Below are 20,696 nucleotides of genomic sequence, written 5' to 3'. Positions count from 1 at the left end.
TTCTTTTTTATCCGGCAGGAAATAGACAGTCATATCATTACTTTATTTCGCTATTTGCAGGCGGTAATACTCCCACCTCAAAATTCAGTGAAAGCACAGGAGTTAGGTGAGAGATAAACTGCCCGTAAAAGTCTGATTAGTGAGGGCTGATTAAATTTTCACTTTATCAGACTGAAGTGAAGGATATGTATATTGTTTTTAGATTCTAAGCTGAAGAAAGTTGATAATGGAACAGTGTTTTTTCATGAATTGTAAAACTTGGTATGAGTTCCTCTATTTTGGAAAGTATAAAAAAGAATTAAGAGGAAAAAGGTGGTTTAAATGATGGAACATCCAATTGAAAACTTAATGAAAACGGCAATGACAAATTTAAAAGAGATGGTCGATGTAAATACAATTGTCGGAAGCCCTGTTTCAACAGCGGACGGAAAGGTTGTTTTAACTGTTTCAAAAGTTGCCTTTGGTTTTGGCGTAGGAGGAAGTGATTTTAAAGGGGAAACGTCTGTAGGGAAAAGTTTGGCAGGACAAGGACAACAAAAAGAGGCGAAACAAGGGCATCCGTTTGGAGGTGGAAGTGGTGCAGGAGTTTCAATTGATCCTGTTGCGTTTCTAGTAGTAGGATCTGGCGGTGTACAAGTGTTACATTTACATAGTGGCACACACTTGATTGAAAAGGCTTTGAGTACAGTTCCAAGTACTATAGATAAGTTTGTAAACGGTCTTTAAAAAGTAAACTTGCATTTTTTAGGAATTATGATATATTAGAAAAAGTGTGTTCAGAAACGACAAATATAATTGGAATGTAAATATATATGATTTATGAAATAAGGGAGAGGTAGTTATGATTAACATCAAGAATTTTGCTGTCGGCTTATGTATGTTAGTAAGCGGATTTGTTGTGTATGTAGTAAAAGAAAAGGCTCCATTCTAAAACAGACAGATTGTGATGTCTGTTTTTAATTTGTTAAAATAAATATTGACGGATTTATTTTTAAGTGTTATGATGATATTTCGTGTCTCGGTTACAGCTAGTATATATTGGATATTTCTTGTAAATGCAATATGAAAAATTTGCGAAAGATCGGGTAATTTTACCAACAACTTTTGTGAATAGACCCAAAAAGTTGTATTTGTAAGCTTATACACATGCTAGTGTATCAGGAGCGGTCAGAGGAACCGTGTTGATGAGAGAGAGGTAGGGCTTTCATCCAGTATATGTTACTTTCCCGTTTAGGTGAATATAAAAAAAGAAGTCTCCTTGTTATAAGGAGGCTTCTTTTTTTATAAACTACTTTCAATTCGTTGACAAATTTCATCGGTTGTTAAGCCACTTGCCTCAATAACGGGCCCTTTTATTACTGCATTACTAATTCCCATTACATTAGAATCTTGTCCGGTTACGACGCAACAATCGCACCCTTGCACGTCATTTTCAGAACGTAGTGAAATTACTTCATGTCCTTGTTGTTCTAAAGCTTGTTGAACATCTGTTAAAGAATTTTCAACACCAATTTTCGCCATACTCTTCACCTCCTACCATCTAGTAATATGCTCCATTTCTTAGGAAATATTTATGTTTTTAAGGAAAATATGGTAGAAATGTTGATGTATTTACTATTTACGAACAGGGAAATCCCCCTCCTAAAACAAAGAGGTGGGGGATAGCTGCTCAGAAAAGCCCGATTAGAGAGGGGGAGAAAAAATACGTAATGTATTAGTCGTTATATACACCTGTGAGCATTTGACTTACAAACTGATCATTTAATTGATCTTGAGCAGATTCATCATTTGATTGAATGTCAATTGAGGCAGTGAAGTTGTTATTCTGTTCTTCATTTGGAGATACCTCTACGTAATTGTTAAATTTGCACAAACCTTTCGTATCCATTAAATCAAATAGTTGTAACATTTCTACTACCTCTTGTCTCGTTCCTTTAATTTGTACACATGCCATATTATTTTCCTCCTTCATTTGACAATTTGTTTTTTAAAATAGGATTATGAAAGCTGCATGAAAAATATGATTGTTATTTTTATACAATGTTATTTTGCTTATTTTCCTCCTTTTCAATCAAAAGTCGTTTTTATTCCCGAATATATGAAATCGGACGTTCGTTTATTGAATACAATAGATTCGCATCATTTGACAAAAATCCTTCTTTTAAGCAAATGTTTTTTAGGATGAAAAATGGCGAAAAAAATTTTTTGACATTTTGTAAACGTTAACAATGTTGATAAATCAATATAAACAAGGATGTATATAAATTAAAAATTATAAATTTTCTAAAAATTATCTTGATTTATTTAAAAAGGAGAGTAAACTAGGAAACAATAAAAAATTCACAGAACATAGGGGGCGCTTTTAAGTGAATGAGCAATGGATTTTCTTAAATGGAGAATTTGTTCCAAAAGACGAAGCAAAAGTTTCGGTATATGATCATGGTTATTTATATGGCGATGGAGTGTTTGAAGGGATTCGTATCTACAGTGGCAATGTCTTCAGGCTCAAAGAACATCTTATTCGTTTATACGAGTCAGCAAAATCCATTATGTTGGAAATTCCATATACGTTAGAAGAAGTGACAGATATTGTTGTTGAGACGATTCGTCAAAATAAGCTATCTAACGGATACATTCGTTTAGTGGTATCACGAGGTGCTGGGAATCTTGGGCTAGATCCTGATTCTTGTTCGAAACCGAATGTAGTTGTAATTGCGGAACAGTTATCTTTATTTCCGTCGGAATATTACGAAAAAGGCATACCGGTTGTGACAGTTGCCACACGTCGTAATCGCCCAGACGTACTAACACCACAAGTAAAGTCTTTAAACTATTTAAATAATATTTTAGTTCGAATTGAAGCGAAGCTTGCTGGTGTGCAAGAAGCACTTATGTTAAATGAACAAGGTTATGTTGCAGAAGGGTCTGGCGATAATGTGTTCATTGTAAAAGGAAATAAATTAATTACACCACCAAGTTCTGCAGGGGCATTAGAAGGCATTACAAGAAACGCTATTTTGGAAATTGGAGGAAAGCTTGGATATGACGTAAGAGAAGAATTATTTACAAGACACGATGTATATGTAGCTGATGAGGTGTTTTTAACAGGAACTGCAGCTGAAGTTATTGCAGTTACGACAGTTGATGGAAGAACGATTGGGCTTGGGAAAACGGGTCCACATACAAATCGTTTATTAGAAGAGTTTCGTAAATTAGTTGTAGAAGATGGAGAGAAAATTTACGAAGAAAATAAAGTTGGATGATAACTCATTATAAAGTTGTAAAGCGTTGATAGGGAGGAGTAGTTGATTGTGAAGCCTCACAGAGAGTCGGTGGTTGCTGGAAACCGATGGTTCACATCGACGAACATCGCCCTTGAGTGCTAAACTGAAGCATTTGCCTAGGTTTAGACGGTAGCTCCGTTATTAGCTAGACTCATCCCCGAGTCACTGAGGCAAGAAGTATTCTTGCGAAGAAGGGTGGTACCGCGAAATCTTTCGTCCCTTCAGCACATAGCTGGAGTGTGGACGTAGGATTTTTTTATTGTAAAAAAACAATTTTAAAGGAGGTTCGTAAGAGCAATGTCTTCAAAAACGGAAGAAAAGATGGCAACTGGTGCACAGCTGTTGTTAGAAGCGTTAGAAAAGGAAGATGTAGAAGTTATTTTTGGTTATCCAGGTGGTGCTGTATTGCCGCTCTATGATGCAATTTATGATTGCGAAATTCCTCATATTTTAACAAGACATGAGCAAGGAGCGATTCATGCAGCAGAAGGGTACGCGCGAATTACAGGAAAGCCTGGCGTTGTCATTGCAACAAGTGGTCCAGGTGCGACAAATGTGATTACTGGTCTTGCAGATGCAATGATTGATTCTTTACCGCTTGTTGTTTTTACAGGTCAAGTAGCTACAACGTTGATTGGAAGTGACGCTTTTCAAGAAGCGGACATTATGGGACTTACGATGCCGGTAACAAAACATAATTATCAAGTGCGCAAGGCATCAGATTTACCAAGAATTATTAAAGAGGCATTTCATATTGCGAAAACGGGTCGACCAGGACCGGTCGTTATCGATCTTCCAAAAAATATGGTAGTAGAAAAAGGCGAGCGATGTAGTAACGTGCAAATGGATTTACCAGGATATCAACCAAATTATGAGGCGAATTCATTGCAAATCAACAAATTATTACAAGCGATTGATACTGCTGAAAAACCGTTGATTTTAGCCGGAGCAGGTGTACTTCATGCGAAAGCTGCAAAAGAATTAACAGATTTTGCACGAATGTATCGTATACCTGTTGTTCATACACTTCTTGGACTAGGTGGATTTCCGCCAAATGATAAATTATTTCTTGGAATGGGAGGAATGCATGGTTCTTATACAGCGAATATGGCTTTGTATGAGTGCGATTTACTCATAAATATCGGAGCAAGATTCGACGATCGTCTTACAGGAAATTTAGAGTACTTTGCTAAAGAGGCTACAGTTGCACATATCGATATTGATCCAGCAGAGATTGGAAAAAACGTTCCTACAGAAATTCCGATTGTGGCGAGCGCGAAACATGCTTTGGAGGCACTGCTCTCTTGTAAAAGAGGAAAAGAAAATCATAGTGCATGGCTATCGCTTTTAAAAAGCAGAAAAGAACAATATCCATTTTTCTATGATCAAGATTCTGAAGTGATTAAACCACAATCAGCAATTGATATGTTATATGAAATTACAAAAGGAAAAGCAATTGTTACGACGGATGTTGGTCAGCATCAAATGTGGGCTGCTCAATATTATCCACTTGAAGACCCAGATAAGTGGGTAACATCAGGAGGGCTTGGTACAATGGGATTTGGATTTCCAGCTGCCATTGGTGCACAAATTGCTAGACCAAAAGAATTAGTTGTAGCGATTGTTGGTGATGCGGGTTTTCAAATGACATTGCAAGAACTTAGTGTATTGAAAGAACATTCCTTACCGGTTAAAGTTTTGATTTTAAATAATGAAGCTTTAGGGATGGTAAGACAGTGGCAAGACGAATTTTATAATCAAAGATATTCTCACTCGTTGCTCTCTTGTCAACCGGATTTCGTAGCGCTTGCCCATGCATATGGCATAAAAGGGGTGCGAATTGAAAATCCGTTACTTGCGAAGAGACAGTTGCAAGAAGCGATTGATTTGCAAGAGCCTGTTGTAATTGATTGCAGGGTACTACAGTCTGAAAAAGTTATGCCGATGGTTGCTCCTGGAAAAGGAGTTCATCAAATGGAGGGGGTGAAGGGACAGTGAAAAGGATTGTTACGGCGACAGTTCGAAATCAAAGTGGGGTCCTGAATCGGATTACGGGTGTTATGACCAGGAGGCATTTTAATATTGAAAGTATTTCGGTTGGACATACAGAGTCGTCTGATATTTCACGGATGACATTTGTTGTTCATGTTGAAAACGAGCAACAAGTGGAGCAACTGATCAAGCAACTTCATAAACAAATTGATGTGTTAAAAGTATCTGATATAACAGAAGAAGCAATGATTGCAAGAGAGTTGGCTCTTATTAAAGTAGCGACAACAAGTGTATCGAGAGCAGAATTATATAGTTTAATTGAACCGTTCCGAGCCGCTGTAATAGACGTTGGAAAGGATTCCATCGTCGTACAAGTAACGGGTACACAAGAAAAAGTAGAAGCTCTTATAGAGCTAATGCGTCCATATGGTTTAAAAGAAATTGCAAGAACAGGTGTTACTGCATTTACGCGGAGTATGAAAAAACAAGATAAACAAATTATGTTAATTCATTAATCATTTTAATATAGGGGGAGAAAGAATATGACAAAAGTTTATTATGAGAAAGATGTAGCGGTAAATGTATTAAAAGGGAAGAAAATAGCGATTGTTGGATATGGATCACAAGGTCACGCTCATGCACAAAACTTACGTGATAATGGTTTTGARGTAGTAGTTGGACTTCGGAAAGGAAAGTCATGGGAAAAGGCGAAAGAGGATGGTTTTTCTGTATATTCAGTGGCAGAAGCTGCAAAATCTGCGGATGTAGTAATGATTCTTTTGCCTGATGAACTACAGCCAGAAGTGTATGAAACAGAAATTGAACCGAATTTACAAGCTGGAAATGCACTTGTGTTTGCTCATGGATTTAACGTTCATTTTAATCAAGTTACACCACCAGAAGATGTAGACGTATTTCTAGTAGCGCCAAAAGGACCTGGACATTTAGTACGTCGGACTTTTGCTGAAGGCGGAGCGGTTCCAGCGTTATTTGCTGTATATCAAGACGCAACAGGAACAGCCATTGAAAAAGCATTATCCTATGCAGATGGAATTGGAGCAACAAGGGCTGGAGTATTAGAAACTACATTTAAAGAAGAAACAGAAACGGATCTATTTGGAGAACAAGCTGTACTTTGCGGAGGTGTTACTGCACTTGTAAAGGCGGGATTTGAAACATTAGTAGATGCTGGTTATCAGCCGGAACTTGCCTATTTTGAATGCTTACATGAACTAAAGCTCATTGTTGATCTTATGTATGAAGGCGGACTTGAAAATATGAGATATTCCGTTTCTGATACAGCACAGTGGGGAGATTTTGTATCAGGACCACGCGTTGTAACAGAACATACGAAGAAAGCGATGGATGAAGTGTTAAAAGAAATTCAAGATGGCACATTTGCAAGAGGGTGGATTGCAGAGCATAAAGCAGGAAAACCGCATTTCCATGCAACGAACGCTAAGGAAAATGAACATCAAATTGAAGTTGTTGGGCGTAAATTACGTGAAATGATGCCGTTTGTACAACCGAAAGTAAAGGCGGGGGTTAAATAATATGAAACAGATTTTGTTCATGGATACGACGCTTCGTGATGGCGAACAATCACCCGGAGTCAATTTAAATGAACAAGAAAAGTTACAGATTGCCAGGCAGTTAGAAAAACTCGGGATTAATGTGATGGAAGCAGGATTTGCAGCAGCTTCTGAAGGTGATTTTCGCTCAGTAAAACGAATTGCGGAAACGATTCGAAATGCTTCCGTTATGAGTCTAGCAAGGGCGAAGGAAAGTGATATTCAGAGAGCGTATGAAGCATTGAAAGGTGCAGCATCTCCGCGGTTACACGTCTTTTTGGCAACGAGTGATATTCATATGAAATATAAGCTTTGTATGTCAAAGGAGGATGTATTAGATAGTATTCATCGCTCTGTAACTTTAGGGAAATCCTTATTTCCTACAGTGCAATTTTCGGCAGAAGATGCAACGAGAACGGCGCGCCCTTTTTTAGCAGAAGCTGTGGAAGTTGCGATTCGAGCTGGAGCGGATGTTGTTAATATTCCGGATACAGTAGGTTATACAAATCCAGAAGAATATTATTCTCTTTTTAAATATTTACAAGAATATGTTCCTTCTTATGAAAAAACTATTTTCTCTTGTCATTGTCATGATGATCTTGGTATGGCAGTAGCAAATTCATTGGCGGCCATGGAAGGTGGTGCACTGCAAATAGAAGGGACTATAAATGGGATTGGAGAGCGTGCAGGTAATGCGGCTTTAGAAGAAGTAGCAGTTGCTTTGCACATTAGAAAAGACTATTATGAAGCCGATTCTTCTATAACACTAAAAGAGATTAAAGCAACAAGTACATTAGTAAGTCGGTTAACGGGTATGGTAGTTCCAAAAAATAAGGCGATTGTTGGAGCGAATGCATTTGCGCATGAATCAGGTATTCATCAAGATGGTGTATTAAAAGAAGTAACGACATATGAAATTATTGAGCCAGAACTAATTGGAGAATCACAAAATTTATTTGTACTTGGAAAACATTCTGGTCGCCACGCTTTTACTGAAAAAATGAAAGAACTCGGTTATGAGTTTACGGAAGAAGAGCGAGATATAGCATTTAGTGCATTTAAGAGATTAGCAGATCGTAAAAAAGAGATTACAGAAGAAGATTTACGTGCATTAGTACTAGGAGAAACAGCATTTTCAACACAGCAGTATAACATTAAACAATTACAAGTCCATTTTGTATCCAACAGTACACAATGTGCAACAGTTGCACTGGAGGATGAGGCAGGTAATGTGTACGAAGATGCAGCAACCGGAGCAGGTAGTATTGAAGCGATTTATAATGCAATTCAAAGAATTCTAGGACTTGAGTGTGAGTTAGCCGATTATCGTATTCAATCCATTACACAGGGACAGGATGCACTTGCTCATGTTCATGTTGAATTGAAAGAAGGAACACATCAAGTTGCAGGTTTTGGTGTTGCGCAAGATGTATTAGAAGCATCAGCTAGAGCTTATGTACATGCAGCGGGAAAACTAAAGGCTTTGTTATTCCTTGCAAAGTAATGTTTTGATAAGTGGGGGGATGCCCCCACTTCACACAATTGAATTCTGAATAATCAGTTAAATTATAAAAAAGGGGTGCTGATCATTGGAAAAACGTATTGTTTGTTTAGCGGGTGATGGTGTTGGACCAGAAATTATGGAGAGTGCCAAGGAAGTTTTACACATGGTAGAAAGGTTATATGGTCACCGTTTTTATTTACAAGATGAACAATTTGGAGGCGCTGCGATTGATTCGTTTGGGCAACCATTGCCGTCAAGAACATTAGCAGCATGTTTAGCGAGTGACGCTGTATTACTAGGCGCGGTTGGTGGACCTCGCTGGGACGAAGCGAAAGAAAGACCGGAAAAAGGATTGCTGGCGCTTCGAAAAGGGCTTGGTGTATTTGCTAATGTTCGTCCTGTCACTGTAGATGCAGCAACTGCTCATTTATCCCCATTGAAGGCGGCTGATGAGGTGGATTTTGTTGTCGTTCGTGAGTTAACGGGAGGGATTTATTTCTCCTTTCCAAAAGAAAAAACAGAAGAGGTAGCAACAGATACACTTACTTATCATCGTCATGAAATTGAGCGCATTGTTTCTTACGCTTTTCAATTGGCAAGTAAACGTCGTAAAAAAGTTACTTCTATTGATAAAGCAAATGTTTTAGAGTCGAGTAAACTTTGGAGGGAAGTAACAGAAGAAGTAGCACTTCGCTATCCGAATATTGAACTTGAACATATTTTAGTAGACGCAGCTGCTATGGAGTTGATTCGTAATCCGGGCCGGTTTGATGTCATAGTAACAGAGAATTTATTTGGTGATATTTTAAGTGATGAAGCCTCTGTATTAGCAGGGTCTTTAGGGATGCTTCCATCGGCGAGTCATGCAGAGAATGGACCTTCGCTATATGAACCAATTCACGGATCAGCACCAGATATTGCAGGGGAAAATAAAGTGAATCCAATTGCAATGATGCGTTCAGTTGCAATGATGCTAGGGCAATCTTTTGATTTAAGAAGAGAAGGAGAAGCGATTGAAGAAGCAATTTCTGCGGTTCTCCGATTGGGGAAATGTACAGCTGATATAGGTGGAAATGAGACAACATCGTCTTTTACAAAATATGTACTACAAGAAATGGAAGAACAAGCGCTAGTAGGGAGAGGGAGATAATGGCAAAAAGGTTACTAGATAAACTGTGGGAGAGACACGTTGTTACAACAAATGAAAATGGGTTAGATCTATTATATATTGACCTTCATCTCGTGCATGAAGTAACATCACCGCAAGCCTTTGAAGGCTTGCGGCTTGCAAATCGGAATGTTCGGAGACCGGATTTAACATTTGCAACGATGGATCATAATATTCCAACAAAAGATGTTTGGAACATTACAGATCGTATTGCTAAGCAACAATTAGATACGCTTCGTGAAAATTGTAAGCAATTTAATATTCCGTTGGCGGATATTGATGATGAAAATCAAGGGATTGTTCATGTTATTGGTCCAGAGCTAGGACTTACACAACCAGGAAAGACCATCGTATGTGGCGATAGTCATACGGCAACACATGGAGCCTTTGGAGCGTTGGCGTTTGGGATTGGTACAAGTGAAGTCGAGCATGTATTAGCAACTCAAACATTGTGGCAGAGCAAGCCGAAAGCGATGGGGATTGAATTAAAAGGGAAATTACCTAAAGGAGTATATGCAAAAGATATAATTTTACACCTTCTAGCTACATATGGGGTAGCAGTTGGAACTGGATATGTGATGGAGTTTTACGGAGAAGCAATTACAAATATGGAAATGGAAGAGCGCATGACACTTTGTAATATGGCGATTGAAGGTGGAGCAAAAGCAGGGATTATTGCGCCGGATGAGAAAACATTTGCTTATGTAAAAGGGCGTGAGTATGCGCCGGAAGAGTTTGACTTGGCAGTGGCGAATTGGAGGGAATTCTATACTGAGCCAGATGCAATATATGATACTTATATTTTGGTAGATGTTGCTAAACTAGCGCCATATGTAACATGGGGAACAAACCCGAGTATGGGTATGCGTATTGATGAACAGTTACCAGAAACACGTGATAAAAATGATGAACGAGCTTTTGCATATATGGGGCTTCAGTCAGGACAAAGTGCACTTGAAATTCCGGTTCAGCATGTATTTATTGGTTCCTGTACAAATTCCCGTTTATCAGATTTAGAAATTGCAGCAGCTGTTGTAAAAGGAAAGAAGGTAAAAGAAGGAGTGCGAGCACTTGTTGTACCAGGATCCAAACGAGTACGAAAAGCAGCGATGGAAAAAGGACTGCATCGTATATTTGAAGAAGCTGGATTTGAATGGAGAGAGCCTGGGTGTTCTATGTGCCTGGGAATGAATCCAGATCAAGTGCCTGAGGGAGAGCATTGTGCATCTACTTCCAATCGGAATTTTGAAGGACGACAAGGGAAGGGTGCGAGAACACATTTAGTTAGCCCTGCGATGGCGGCCGCAGCAGCGCTTTATGGTCATTTCGTTGATGTGAGAAAGGAGAGTTATGATGGAGCCATTTCATATTCATAAAGGTACTGTTGCTGTACTATTGAACGATAACATTGATACAGATCAAATTATTCCAAAACAATATTTAAAGAGGATTGAACGAACTGGTTTTGGGGAATTTTTATTTGATGAATGGCGTTATGAGGATGACAGGAAAGAGAATCCAGATTTCCCACTAAATGCACCTGAACGAAAAGGAGCAAGCATACTAATTACAGGTGAAAATTTCGGCTGTGGTTCATCAAGAGAGCATGCGCCATGGGCACTTGCTGACTATGGATTCCGTGTTATTATCGCGGGGGGATTTGCAGACATTTTTTATATGAATTGTACGAAAAATGGTATGCTTCCTATCATGATGGAAAAGGAAATGCGTGAAAAGCTAGCAGCTGTGGATCCACGAGATGTGATAGAAGTTGATTTAGAGAATGAAGTAATTACAACTCCGCTACATCGTTTTCATTTTACAATTGAAAAGATGTGGAAAGAAAAGCTATTAAGTGGTTTAGACGAAATCGGAATCACGCTTCAATATGAACAAAAAATTGAAGAATATGAACGAGAAACAGCTCGCTAATTTGTTTAGCGAGCTGTAATGAAAAATACAAAAACGTTTGAATTTTGTTTACATTCTGAATTTCGTGTTATATACTATGTGAAAATAAGAGGAGAAAGGGAGTAAGGATAATGTTTACATTACAATCTATCAATATGCTTACACAACTACATCATCATACATAAACCCTTGAACCTAGCGTGAACAACGTGTAGGTACAAGGGTTATTCCCGTTGTACCTACACCCTATGAAAGGGCCTTGTAGGTATTTTTTCTACAAGGCTCTTTTTATTTTGTTCGTGATTGTTATAGTGTGCATACACTAGAAGGGGAAAGTTTGGTGAACAGAATTGAAAGGAGTGTAAAGCGGTATGACAAAATGGAAACGAGCAAATCCAGATGGAACAAGAGATTATGTATTTGAAGAGTGTACATTAATAGAAGAAGTTGAACAAAAATTACGACGTACTTTTTTAGGAAGAGGTTATGAGGAAATACGAACGCCTACGATTGAATTTTATGATGTCTTTTCTTTTCGGAATCGGCCGATAGATGAAGAGAAAATGTATAAGTTTTTTGACCAACAAGGACGCATTATCGTGTTAAGGCCTGATATGACAATTCCACTTGCAAGAGTAATAGGAACCCACGGTGAGGAAGCGCCTGTAAAATTAACATACAGTGGGAATGTGTTTCGAGCGAATGAATCACTATCTGGAAAATACAATGAAATCATTCAAACAGGTATTGAAATAATCGGGATTGATAATATACGTGCTGAAATTGAATGTATCGTAAGTGCAATTCATGCTCTTCAAGCTGTAGGGATTCAGGCTTTTACAATAGAATTAGGGCAAGTTCAGTTATACAAATGTATTGTTAAAAAGCTGTCATTTGGAGAAGAAGAGGAGTCGCTCTTACGTACGTATATTGAAAGTAAAAATTATGCAGAGTTATCCCGTTTTTTACAAGAAAAGAATTTAGATCGACGTGATGAAACTGTACAGTTACTTGAAAGATTACCAAGATTATTCGGAAAACTCGAAGTAATTGAAGAAGCAGAAAAGCTTGCTTCAAACTATGAGATGAAGCAAGCGATTGCGCGGGTAAAAGAAATCTATAAAACGATTGAAAAATTAGGATATGGTTCGTATATATCAATTGATCTTGGGATGATTCAACATTTGCATTATTATACGGGAGTTATTTTTAGAGGTTATATATATGATGTTGGGGGAGAAATTGTTCGTGGCGGAAGATATGATGAATTGCTTGGTAATTTTGGAGAACCGATGTCAGCAGTCGGCTTGGCTGTACAAGTAAATCAAATTGTCCGGACATTACAAGAACAGCAAAAACAATTCAAACGAAAAAAATTAGATATGATCATTCATTATTCTTTGGATAGGATAGCAGAAGCAGAAAGACTATGTGGTTTACTTCAGAAAGATGGGTGGAAAGTGGAATTATCTATGTTTGAGAATTTGCAAGATACATTTCAGTTTGCGAAGAAGAAAGGGATTATAAAAGTGATCGAAGCGACTGGAAAAGCATTAGTGGAATATGTGTGGAAAGAAAAATGGGTGATACAGAAAGAAGGGGAAACTTCATGCGTAACATTCAAATTGCGTTAACAAAGGGGAGACTTGAGAAACATGTCATTCCACTGTTTGAAAAGATTGGGATTGATTGTTCGGAACTGATGGATAAAGGAAGAAAGCTTGTATTCCAAAGCGCTAGTAGCAATGTTTCATTCATTCTAGTGAAAGCAGTAGATGTTGCAACTTATGTGGAACATGGTGTTGCAGACATTGGTATTGTTGGAAAAGATATTTTAATGGAATATGAGAAAGATATATATGAAATGGTGGATTTAGAAGTAGGATGTTGTAAGTTTTGTGTCGCTTCTATCCCAACATATAATCCGAAAGGCTATCGGAAAAAGAGAATTGCTACAAAATATCCGCATATTACTTCCACTTATTTTCGTGGTAAGGGAGAAGATGTAGAAATTATTAAAATAGAAGGTTCGGTAGAAATCGCTCCACTTCTTGGATTAGCAGATGCGATTGTTGATATTGTAGAGACGGGAAAAACATTACAAGAAAATGGATTGATTGTATTTGAAGAAATGTATTCAATATCAGCTCGCATGATTGTAAATAAAGCTGCTTTAAAAACAAAAAAAGACGAAATATTCGATATTATCAATAAGATGGAGTGTGTAATCACTGCAGATAAATAAAGGAGGGACTCTGGGTGGAGGTAATATCTGAAAACTACACGGAAGCGTTGAAGAGAATAAAACAGTTAAGAGAACAGGCTAATATAATAGAAGAAACTGTACAGATACGCGTAAGAGAAATTGTTGAGCGGGTGAGAGAAAGGAAAGATGAGGCACTATTTTCTTATACAAAAACTTTTGATGGAATTGAAGTACAAAAGTTACGTGTTGCAAAAGAAGAAATTGAAAAAGCGAGTGAATATGTAGAATCTTCATTTCTAGAAGCATTGCAATGCGCAAAGAAAAATATCATCTCATACCATGAAAAACAAAAAAGGCAATCCTTTTTAGATTGTGAAAACGAAGGTGTGATTCGTGGGCAACTGATTAGACCATTGCAAACAGTTGGTGTATATGTACCAGGAGGAACTGCATCTTATCCGTCATCTGTACTCATGAATGTATTACCTGCTAAAATTGCCGGTGTTCAGAAAGTTGTAATGGTAACACCACCAGGGAAAGAGGGAATAGATCCACATATTTTAGCAGCTGCTGAAATTGCCGGTGTAGATGAAATTTATACCGTAGGTGGTGCACAAGCTATAGCGGCATTAGCATATGGGACGGAATCGATTCCGAAAGTTGATAAAATTGTCGGTCCAGGGAATATATATGTGGCTTTTGCAAAACGTGAGGTATTTGGAGCTGTTCATATCGATATGATTGCTGGGCCATCTGAAATCGTTGTAATTGCTGACAAAACTGGAAATGCGTCTTTTATCGCAGCAGACTTATTATCTCAAGCTGAGCATGATGTGAGGGCAACAGCGATTTGTATTACAACTTGTGTAGAACTTGCTAAAGAGATAGAAAGAGAAATAAAGCAACAACTTCGAGTATTACCAAGAAGTGAAATAGCTCGTGAATCGATAGAAAGAAACGGAGCAATTCTCGTTGTTCCTTCGCTAAATCATGCGTTTCAATTGTCGAATGAAATAGCACCGGAGCATTTAGAGTTGCATATAAATGAGCCGATGAATGCCTTGGCATATATTCAGCATGCGGGTTCGATTTTTATTGGACCCTATGCCCCAGAGCCTCTTGGAGACTATTTTGCAGGACCGAATCATGTACTGCCAACAAGCGGAACAGCGCGTTTCTTTTCGCCGTTATCAGTTGATGATTTTGTGAAAAAATCGAGCTTTGTATCATATACAAAAGAAGCGTTACAAAACGTTCAACACCATATTACAACGCTCGCCGATAAAGAGGGATTACACGCGCACGCGAGAGCGATTCAAATTCGATTTGAGGAGGAGAAATAATGCGTGAGGCAAGTCAAGTACGGGGAACGACAGAAACAAAAATTAAACTGAGTTTACAACTAGATGAAAGTACAAACGTTTCAATTCAAACAGGGGTTGGATTCTTTGATCATATGCTAACTTTGTTTGCGAAGCATGGTAGATTTGGTTTGCAAATTGAAGCAGAAGGTGATGTGTTTGTTGACGCTCATCATACTGTTGAAGATGTTGGGATTGTGCTTGGAAACTGTTTGAAAGAGGCATTGCAAAATAAAGAAGGTATTAACCGCTATGGAGCAGCATATGTACCAATGGATGAAGCATTAGGTTTTGTAGCGATTGATATAAGTGGACGATCTTATCTTGTCTTTCAAGGTGAATTGAAAAACCCTAAGTTAGGAGATTTTGATACAGAACTGACAGAAGAGTTTTTCAGAGCGGTTGCTCATGCGGCGAATATAACACTACATGCTCGCATTTTATATGGCAGTAATACCCACCACAAAATTGAAGCGTTATTTAAAGCATTTGGGCGTGCACTGCGCGAAGCGGTAGACAAAAATGACAAAATTGTTGGTGTAAACTCTACGAAAGGACTGTTGTAATTGATTGCAATTGTAGATTATGGAATGGGGAATATTCGCAGTGTTGAACAAGCGTTAACGCGTATTGGGGCTGAGCATATTGTAACAGATGATAAAGAGAGGATATTACAAAGTGACGGTGTGATCTTACCAGGAGTTGGAGCTTTTCCAAAAGCGATGATTGCTTTGCAGGAAAAAGATCTTGTTTCAATGATTCAAGAAATTGGAGCGCAAGGAAAACCACTCCTTGGTATTTGTTTAGGGATGCAGCTTTTATTTGAAGAAAGTGAAGAAATAGAGAGAACAAAAGGGTTAGGTTTGTTGCCAGGACTAATTCGAAAGCTGAAAGTTCCTTATAAAATCCCGCATATGGGCTGGAATCAATTAAAGAAGAAACGAGAAATTAAGTTGTGGAATAAAGTAGAAGATGGTTCATTTGTGTATTACGTTCATTCCTACTATGCAGATTGTCCAAGTGAGATTGTATGTGGCAGTAGTGACTATAAGATTGATATTCCAGGGATTGTTGCGAAAGGAAATATATTTGGGGCACAGTTTCACCCTGAAAAAAGCGGTGATATCGGAATACAAATATTAAGAAATTTTAAAGGGGTGGTAGAATCATGGAAATCTTCCCAGCTATCGATTTAAAACAAGGGCGATGTGTTAGGCTTTATCAAGGAGAATTTAATAAAGAAACAGTTATGAATGAAGATCCAGTTGCTCAAGCATTATTGTTTGAAAAATTAGGAGCAAGAACATTGCACATTGTTGATCTAGATGGAGCGGTTGCAGGTCAATCAATGAATCTTTCCGTAATTGAGGATATATGTAAAGCAGTTCGAATTCCCGTTCAAGTAGGCGGAGGAATACGTTCTCTCGAAACGGTTGAAATGTTACTGTCAGTAGGAGTGGAAAAAGTCATTTTAGGAACGGTAGCATTGTATGATCGTCCTTTTTTAGAAGAAGCAGTTCGTTCATATGGAGAAAACATTATTGTTGGTATTGATGCGAAAAACGGTTACGTTGCAACGAGAGGTTGGTTAGATGTGTCTGAAATTTCTTATATCGACCTTGCGAAGAAAATGGAAAGTGTCGGCGTACAAACAATCATTTTTACAGATATTGCAAAAGACGGTACGTTAGAGGGTCCGAACTTTGAGCAATTACAATTACTACAGAAGGCGGTGGCAATCCGTATAGTTGCATCGGGCGGCGTATGCTCATTGCAAGATGTACAGAAGTTAAACGATATGAATGTATATGGCGTTATTATTGGAAAAGCGCTATATGAAAAAACAATTGATTTAGAAGAGGCATTGCAAGTGACAAAGATATGTTAACGAAGCGAATTATTCCATGTTTAGATGTGAAAGACGGCCGCGTTGTAAAGGGTGTGAATTTTGTAGGATTACAAGATGTTGGTGATCCTGTTGAAATAGCTGCTTTGTATAATAAAGCAGGTGCAGATGAAATTGTTTTTTTAGATATTACGGCGACGCATGAGGGGAGAAAAACAATTATAGATGTTGTAGAGAGAGCAGCTTCGAAAGTGTTTATTCCGCTTACAGTAGGTGGCGGGATTGCAACTGTTCAAGATATGTATGCCTTGCTAAGAGCAGGCGCGGACAAAATTTCACTTAACTCAGCGGCAGTACGAAATCCAAATTTAATTGAGGAAGGTGCCGGACATTTCGGTTCTCAATGTATTGTGGTCGCAATTGATGCAAGGGAAGTAAAAGAAAATAAATGGAATGTATATGTAAACGGTGGACGGATTGATACGGGAATCGATGCTGTACAATGGGCAAAACAGATAGAACAGTTAGGAGCTGGCGAAATTTTACTTACGAGTATGGATGCAGATGGGACGAAGGATGGCTATGATATTCGTTTAACAGAAACAATTTCAGAAGCTGTTTCGATTCCAGTTATTGCGTCAGGAGGATGTGGAAGCGCAGAGCATATTGTAAAGGTGTTTCAAAAAACATCGGTAAATGCAGCATTAGCAGCCTCCATTTTTCACTATGGTGAGGCAACAGTGCAAGAGGTGAAGCGGAAATTACAAGAAGCGAAAATTGAGGTGAGAATATGACACCTGATTTCTCCAAAGGATTGTTGCCAGCTGTTGTGGTAGAAGAAGAAACAAAAGAAGTTTTGATGCTAGCATATATGAATGAAGAAGCGTATAAAAAAACGTTAGAAACGAAGAAAACATGGTTTTATTCACGTTCGCGGCAAGCGTTATGGAACAAAGGAGAAACGTCTGGGCACATGCAGTATGTTCAGTCTCTTTATTTAGATTGTGATCAAGATTCGATTGTAATTATTGTTAAGCAAGTAGGACCAGCTTGTCATACAGGAGAGAAAACATGCTTTCATTATAAAATCATATAGGGGGACCTGAGGATGGAAGACGTACTGAAGTCTTTATATGCAACCATCGAGCGGCGTAAAGAAAGTCCAATTTCGGAATCATATACAAATTATTTATTTACAAAAGGTGAAGATAAGATTTTAAAAAAAATAGGGGAAGAGTGTACAGAAGTGGTAATCGCTGCAAAAAATGATGATAAAGAAGAACTTATAAAAGAAATGGTCGATGTGATTTATCACTGCTTTGTTTTACTAGCCGCAAAAAATATTCCATTAGAAGATGTGTTGGAAGAAGTGAAAGAGAGACAAGGAAAGCTCTCAAAAACAGGAGAGCGTAAAGAAATTGATACGTTATAAGGGGGAGAAACTATGAAAGTGGATTATCACCTTCATTTAGAAGAGGGGCCGTATTCGCTAGGGTGGTTGGCGAGAATAAATGAATCAATAGAATATTATCAACCGTTAGAAGAAGAGCGGCATTCGATTGAATGGCTTATGAAAACACAAGAACGCTTGCAAAAAAGAGTACAAGAGGGTCCATTTACAATAGATTGGATTGATTTCTATTTAGAAGAAGCACTGCGAAAAGGAATAAAAGAAGTTGGTATTGTTGATCACTTATATCGTTTTTATGAGGCGAAGGAATATTATGAGAAATATGTAGACATTAGTGAGTCAAAGCTCGGTCGTCTGCAGAAAGAATGGCTAGATCAAGTGCGAGTAGCATCGATTTCTGATTTTACAAAAGCAATCCAAGAGGCAAAGGAGCACTGGAGAAAAAGAGGGGTAGTACTGCGTCTAGGGATTGAAGCTGATTATTTTATGGGTGGGGAAGATGAATTACAAAAATTATTGGCATTAGGAGATTGGGATTACGTAATTGGTTCTGTGCATTTTATTGATGGATGGGGATTTGATAACCCAGATACGAAAGAATATTTCGAAAACCATCAGCTAAATACATTGTATGATGTATTTTTCACAACAGTTGAAAAGGSCGTTCGTTCGAGAATGTTTGATATTGTAGCGCATCTTGATAATATAAAAGTATTTAATTATCGATTAGATGAAAATGTACAGATTCCATATTACGAAAGAATTGCTAAGGCATTAATAGAAACAAATACAGCAACGGAAGTAAATGCCGGATTATATTATCGTTATCCTGTTCGAGAGATGTGTCCAAGTCCACTGTATTTACAAGTGTTGGCAAAATATAAAGTACCAATTACTCTTTCATCAGATGCTCATTACCCAAATGATTTAGGAAATTATGTCCAAGAAAACGTGAAAACATTACGTAATCATGGTATTTCTCATGTTGCTACATTTGAAGAACGGGTGAGGAAGATGCAACTGCTTGAAGAAGAATCGGTAATTGTTTCAAAGTAAAACATGATTTCGTGATGAAAACCTTTCTTTTTGCTCAAAATAAGAAAGAATGATAAAGGAGGGTTTTAAATGGTAAAACAAAATAATAAACAGAGTATGAAAGTGACGAATCAAAGTTATACTTCCCAAACGAACGAAGAAGTTGATTCTGTAGTACAAGAACAAATTAGTGATACGGTAGCAGAGGGAACGATTGATGCAAAGCTGGGAAAACAATCTAGTGAAGAACAATGAGTAAAAGGGGAGATATCCATCTCCCCTTTTCTTATGAGAAAAAGTGTCAATTTTCAAAACTGTAATCAAATTTCTTGGCTTTTTTGACATAGATTTCTTACAATAAAATGTAAGGAAGTTCTCATTTTTAAATAGAAGAGGTGCTTAGTAATGGCGAAAATATTAGTAGCAGGAAATATTCCAGAAATCGGATTACAGTTATTACAAAATCATGAAATAGAAATGTATGACAAAGAAGAGTTAATCAGTACCGAAGAATTAGCAAAGCGAGTTAAGGATAAAGATGCACTGTTAAGTTTACTTTCTACAAAGGTAACAAAAGAAGTGATTGATGCAGCACCTGATTTGAAAATTATTGCCAACTATGGTGCAGGTTACGATAATATTGCTTACAAGTATGCAGCAGAAAAAGGAGTTGTAGTTACAAATACACCGAAAGTTTCAACAGAAGCAACAGCAGAGTTAACATTTGCTATTCTTTTAGCGGCTGCAAGACGAATTCCAGAAGGAGATACACTATGTCGTACAGTGGGATTTAATGGCTGGGCACCACTCTTTTTCCTCGGTCGAGAAGTATATGGGAAAACAATTGGAATCATCGGTCTTGGTGAAATTGGAAAAGCAGTTGCGAAACGTGCAAAAGCATTTGGAATGAATGTGATTTATACAGGTCCAAACCGTAAGTATGAGACAGAAAGTGAATTAGAAGCAACATATGTAACATTAGAAGAACTATTACAAACAGCAGACTTTATTACGATTAATTGTGCGTATAATCCAAGTCTTCATCATATGATTAATGAAGAACAATTTAAAATGATGAAGAAAACAGCATATATTATAAATGCAGCACGTGGTCCAATCATGAATGAACTAGCGCTTGCTCATGCGTTAGAGACAAATGAAATTGAAGGGGCAGCTCTTGATGTATTTGAGTTTGAACCGAAAATTACAGAGAGATTAAAGGGACTGAAAAATGTTGTCCTTACTCCGCATGTTGGAAACGCAACATTTGAAACTCGTGATGCTATGGCTGAAATGGCAGTGCGTAACATTTTAGCTGTATTAGAAGGAGAAGAACCATTAACACCTGTAAACCAAAAGGAATTTGTTACAAAATAGAAAGAACCCTTCCAACTGGAAGGGTTCTTT

The 20,696-nt window shown here is 37.9% G+C and carries 24 protein-coding genes and 1 other annotated feature; of the genes, 22 read left to right on the top strand and 2 right to left on the bottom strand.

The window, feature by feature from the left end; translation table 11 throughout:
* Positions 1–324 precede the first annotated feature (324 nt).
* Complete coding sequence (gene ytfJ, locus AC1DIT_RS03220) at positions 325–726, top strand: GerW family sporulation protein (RefSeq protein WP_033671028.1); 402 nt, start codon at positions 325–327, stop codon at positions 724–726.
* Positions 727–841: 115 nt separating this feature from the next.
* Positions 842–931 carry a hypothetical protein gene (locus tag AC1DIT_RS03215; RefSeq protein ID WP_016113989.1) on the top strand — a complete coding sequence of 30 codons (90 nt, stop codon included), beginning with the start codon at positions 842–844 and terminating at the stop codon, positions 929–931.
* Positions 932–1,281: 350 nt separating this feature from the next.
* On the opposite strand, the gene AC1DIT_RS03210 is transcribed toward AC1DIT_RS03215, so the two are convergent.
* The gene (locus tag AC1DIT_RS03210; protein ID WP_003196153.1) at positions 1,282–1,521 is read right to left on the bottom strand and encodes a YkuS family protein; all 240 of its coding nucleotides are present in this window, start codon (positions 1,519–1,521) and stop codon (positions 1,282–1,284) included.
* A 193-nt stretch (positions 1,522–1,714) separates the two neighbouring features.
* Complete coding sequence (locus AC1DIT_RS03205; protein WP_016113990.1) at positions 1,715–1,954, bottom strand: DUF3911 family protein; 240 nt, start codon at positions 1,952–1,954, stop codon at positions 1,715–1,717.
* Between the two features lie 412 nt (positions 1,955–2,366).
* Here AC1DIT_RS03205 and ilvE point away from each other — a divergent pair, with 412 nt between their 5' ends.
* The 20 genes from ilvE to AC1DIT_RS03105 all read left to right on the top strand — a co-directional run bounded on the left by ilvE (position 2,367) and on the right by AC1DIT_RS03105 (position 20,666).
* Positions 2,367–3,263 (top strand): branched-chain-amino-acid transaminase, encoded by an 897-nt coding sequence (gene ilvE, locus AC1DIT_RS03200; RefSeq protein ID WP_016113991.1) that lies wholly within the window; start codon positions 2,367–2,369, stop codon positions 3,261–3,263.
* A 16-nt stretch (positions 3,264–3,279) separates the two neighbouring features.
* Positions 3,280–3,508 (top strand) — a binding site (T-box leader).
* 73 nt (positions 3,509–3,581) lie between these two features.
* Entirely contained in the window at positions 3,582–5,282 is a 1,701-nt protein-coding gene (ilvB, locus tag AC1DIT_RS03195) for an acetolactate synthase large subunit (RefSeq protein ID WP_016132634.1), read from the top strand.
* A complete protein-coding gene (gene ilvN / locus AC1DIT_RS03190; RefSeq protein ID WP_016113993.1) occupies positions 5,279–5,791 on the top strand; it encodes an acetolactate synthase small subunit in 513 nt (170 codons plus the stop codon). The genes ilvB and ilvN overlap by 4 nt, the downstream gene beginning before the upstream one ends.
* A 27-nt stretch (positions 5,792–5,818) precedes the next feature.
* Positions 5,819–6,829 carry a ketol-acid reductoisomerase gene (gene ilvC / locus AC1DIT_RS03185; protein WP_006094145.1) on the top strand — a complete coding sequence of 337 codons (1,011 nt, stop codon included), beginning with the start codon at positions 5,819–5,821 and terminating at the stop codon, positions 6,827–6,829.
* A 1-nt stretch (position 6,830) separates the two neighbouring features.
* Complete coding sequence (locus AC1DIT_RS03180) at positions 6,831–8,351, top strand: 2-isopropylmalate synthase (protein ID WP_016113995.1); 1,521 nt, start codon at positions 6,831–6,833, stop codon at positions 8,349–8,351.
* 85 nt (positions 8,352–8,436) lie between these two features.
* A complete protein-coding gene (gene leuB, locus AC1DIT_RS03175; RefSeq protein WP_016113996.1) occupies positions 8,437–9,501 on the top strand; it encodes a 3-isopropylmalate dehydrogenase in 1,065 nt (354 codons plus the stop codon).
* Positions 9,501–10,895 carry a 3-isopropylmalate dehydratase large subunit gene (gene leuC, locus AC1DIT_RS03170; protein ID WP_016113997.1) on the top strand — a complete coding sequence of 465 codons (1,395 nt, stop codon included), beginning with the start codon at positions 9,501–9,503 and terminating at the stop codon, positions 10,893–10,895. Before leuB ends, leuC begins: the two co-directional genes overlap by 1 nt.
* The gene (gene leuD / locus AC1DIT_RS03165; RefSeq protein WP_016113998.1) at positions 10,873–11,451 is read left to right on the top strand and encodes a 3-isopropylmalate dehydratase small subunit; all 579 of its coding nucleotides are present in this window, start codon (positions 10,873–10,875) and stop codon (positions 11,449–11,451) included. The genes leuC and leuD overlap by 23 nt, the downstream gene beginning before the upstream one ends.
* Before the next feature lie 350 nt (positions 11,452–11,801).
* The gene (gene hisZ / locus AC1DIT_RS03160) at positions 11,802–13,064 is read left to right on the top strand and encodes an ATP phosphoribosyltransferase regulatory subunit (protein ID WP_016113999.1); all 1,263 of its coding nucleotides are present in this window, start codon (positions 11,802–11,804) and stop codon (positions 13,062–13,064) included.
* Entirely contained in the window at positions 13,040–13,675 is a 636-nt protein-coding gene (hisG, locus tag AC1DIT_RS03155; protein WP_016114000.1) for an ATP phosphoribosyltransferase, read from the top strand. The genes hisZ and hisG overlap by 25 nt, the downstream gene beginning before the upstream one ends.
* A gap of 14 nt (positions 13,676–13,689) precedes the next feature.
* Positions 13,690–14,979, top strand: a complete 1,290-nt coding sequence (gene hisD, locus AC1DIT_RS03150; protein WP_016114001.1) for a histidinol dehydrogenase — start codon at positions 13,690–13,692, stop codon at positions 14,977–14,979.
* Positions 14,979–15,563 carry an imidazoleglycerol-phosphate dehydratase HisB gene (gene hisB / locus AC1DIT_RS03145; RefSeq protein ID WP_016114002.1) on the top strand — a complete coding sequence of 195 codons (585 nt, stop codon included), beginning with the start codon at positions 14,979–14,981 and terminating at the stop codon, positions 15,561–15,563. The genes hisD and hisB overlap by 1 nt, the downstream gene beginning before the upstream one ends.
* Positions 15,564–16,193: an imidazole glycerol phosphate synthase subunit HisH gene (gene hisH / locus AC1DIT_RS03140; RefSeq protein WP_016114003.1), complete on the top strand. Its 630-nt coding sequence runs from the start codon at positions 15,564–15,566 to the stop codon at positions 16,191–16,193.
* Positions 16,166–16,885, top strand: coding sequence for a 1-(5-phosphoribosyl)-5-[(5-phosphoribosylamino)methylideneamino]imidazole-4-carboxamide isomerase (hisA, locus tag AC1DIT_RS03135; protein WP_016114004.1), 720 nt, complete (start codon positions 16,166–16,168; stop codon positions 16,883–16,885). The genes hisH and hisA overlap by 28 nt, the downstream gene beginning before the upstream one ends.
* Entirely contained in the window at positions 16,879–17,637 is a 759-nt protein-coding gene (gene hisF / locus AC1DIT_RS03130; RefSeq protein ID WP_016114005.1) for an imidazole glycerol phosphate synthase subunit HisF, read from the top strand. Before hisA ends, hisF begins: the two co-directional genes overlap by 7 nt.
* Positions 17,634–17,939: a phosphoribosyl-AMP cyclohydrolase gene (gene hisI / locus AC1DIT_RS03125; protein ID WP_016114006.1), complete on the top strand. Its 306-nt coding sequence runs from the start codon at positions 17,634–17,636 to the stop codon at positions 17,937–17,939. The genes hisF and hisI overlap by 4 nt, the downstream gene beginning before the upstream one ends.
* 12 nt (positions 17,940–17,951) lie before the next feature.
* The gene (gene hisE / locus AC1DIT_RS03120) at positions 17,952–18,275 is read left to right on the top strand and encodes a phosphoribosyl-ATP diphosphatase (RefSeq protein ID WP_016114007.1); all 324 of its coding nucleotides are present in this window, start codon (positions 17,952–17,954) and stop codon (positions 18,273–18,275) included.
* Between the two features lie 12 nt (positions 18,276–18,287).
* Complete coding sequence (locus tag AC1DIT_RS03115) at positions 18,288–19,310, top strand: histidinol phosphate phosphatase domain-containing protein (protein WP_476998053.1); 1,023 nt, start codon at positions 18,288–18,290, stop codon at positions 19,308–19,310.
* Between the two features lie 69 nt (positions 19,311–19,379).
* Positions 19,380–19,544, top strand: a complete 165-nt coding sequence (locus tag AC1DIT_RS03110) for a DUF4025 domain-containing protein (RefSeq protein ID WP_003196190.1) — start codon at positions 19,380–19,382, stop codon at positions 19,542–19,544.
* 150 nt (positions 19,545–19,694) lie between these two features.
* A complete protein-coding gene (locus AC1DIT_RS03105) occupies positions 19,695–20,666 on the top strand; it encodes a 2-hydroxyacid dehydrogenase family protein (protein WP_016114009.1) in 972 nt (323 codons plus the stop codon).
* The last annotated feature ends 30 nt before the right edge of the window (positions 20,667–20,696 follow it).

The organism is Bacillus sp. 05T22, assembly GCF_056396765.1.
This window is presented reverse-complemented; position numbering and strand designations above follow the sequence as displayed.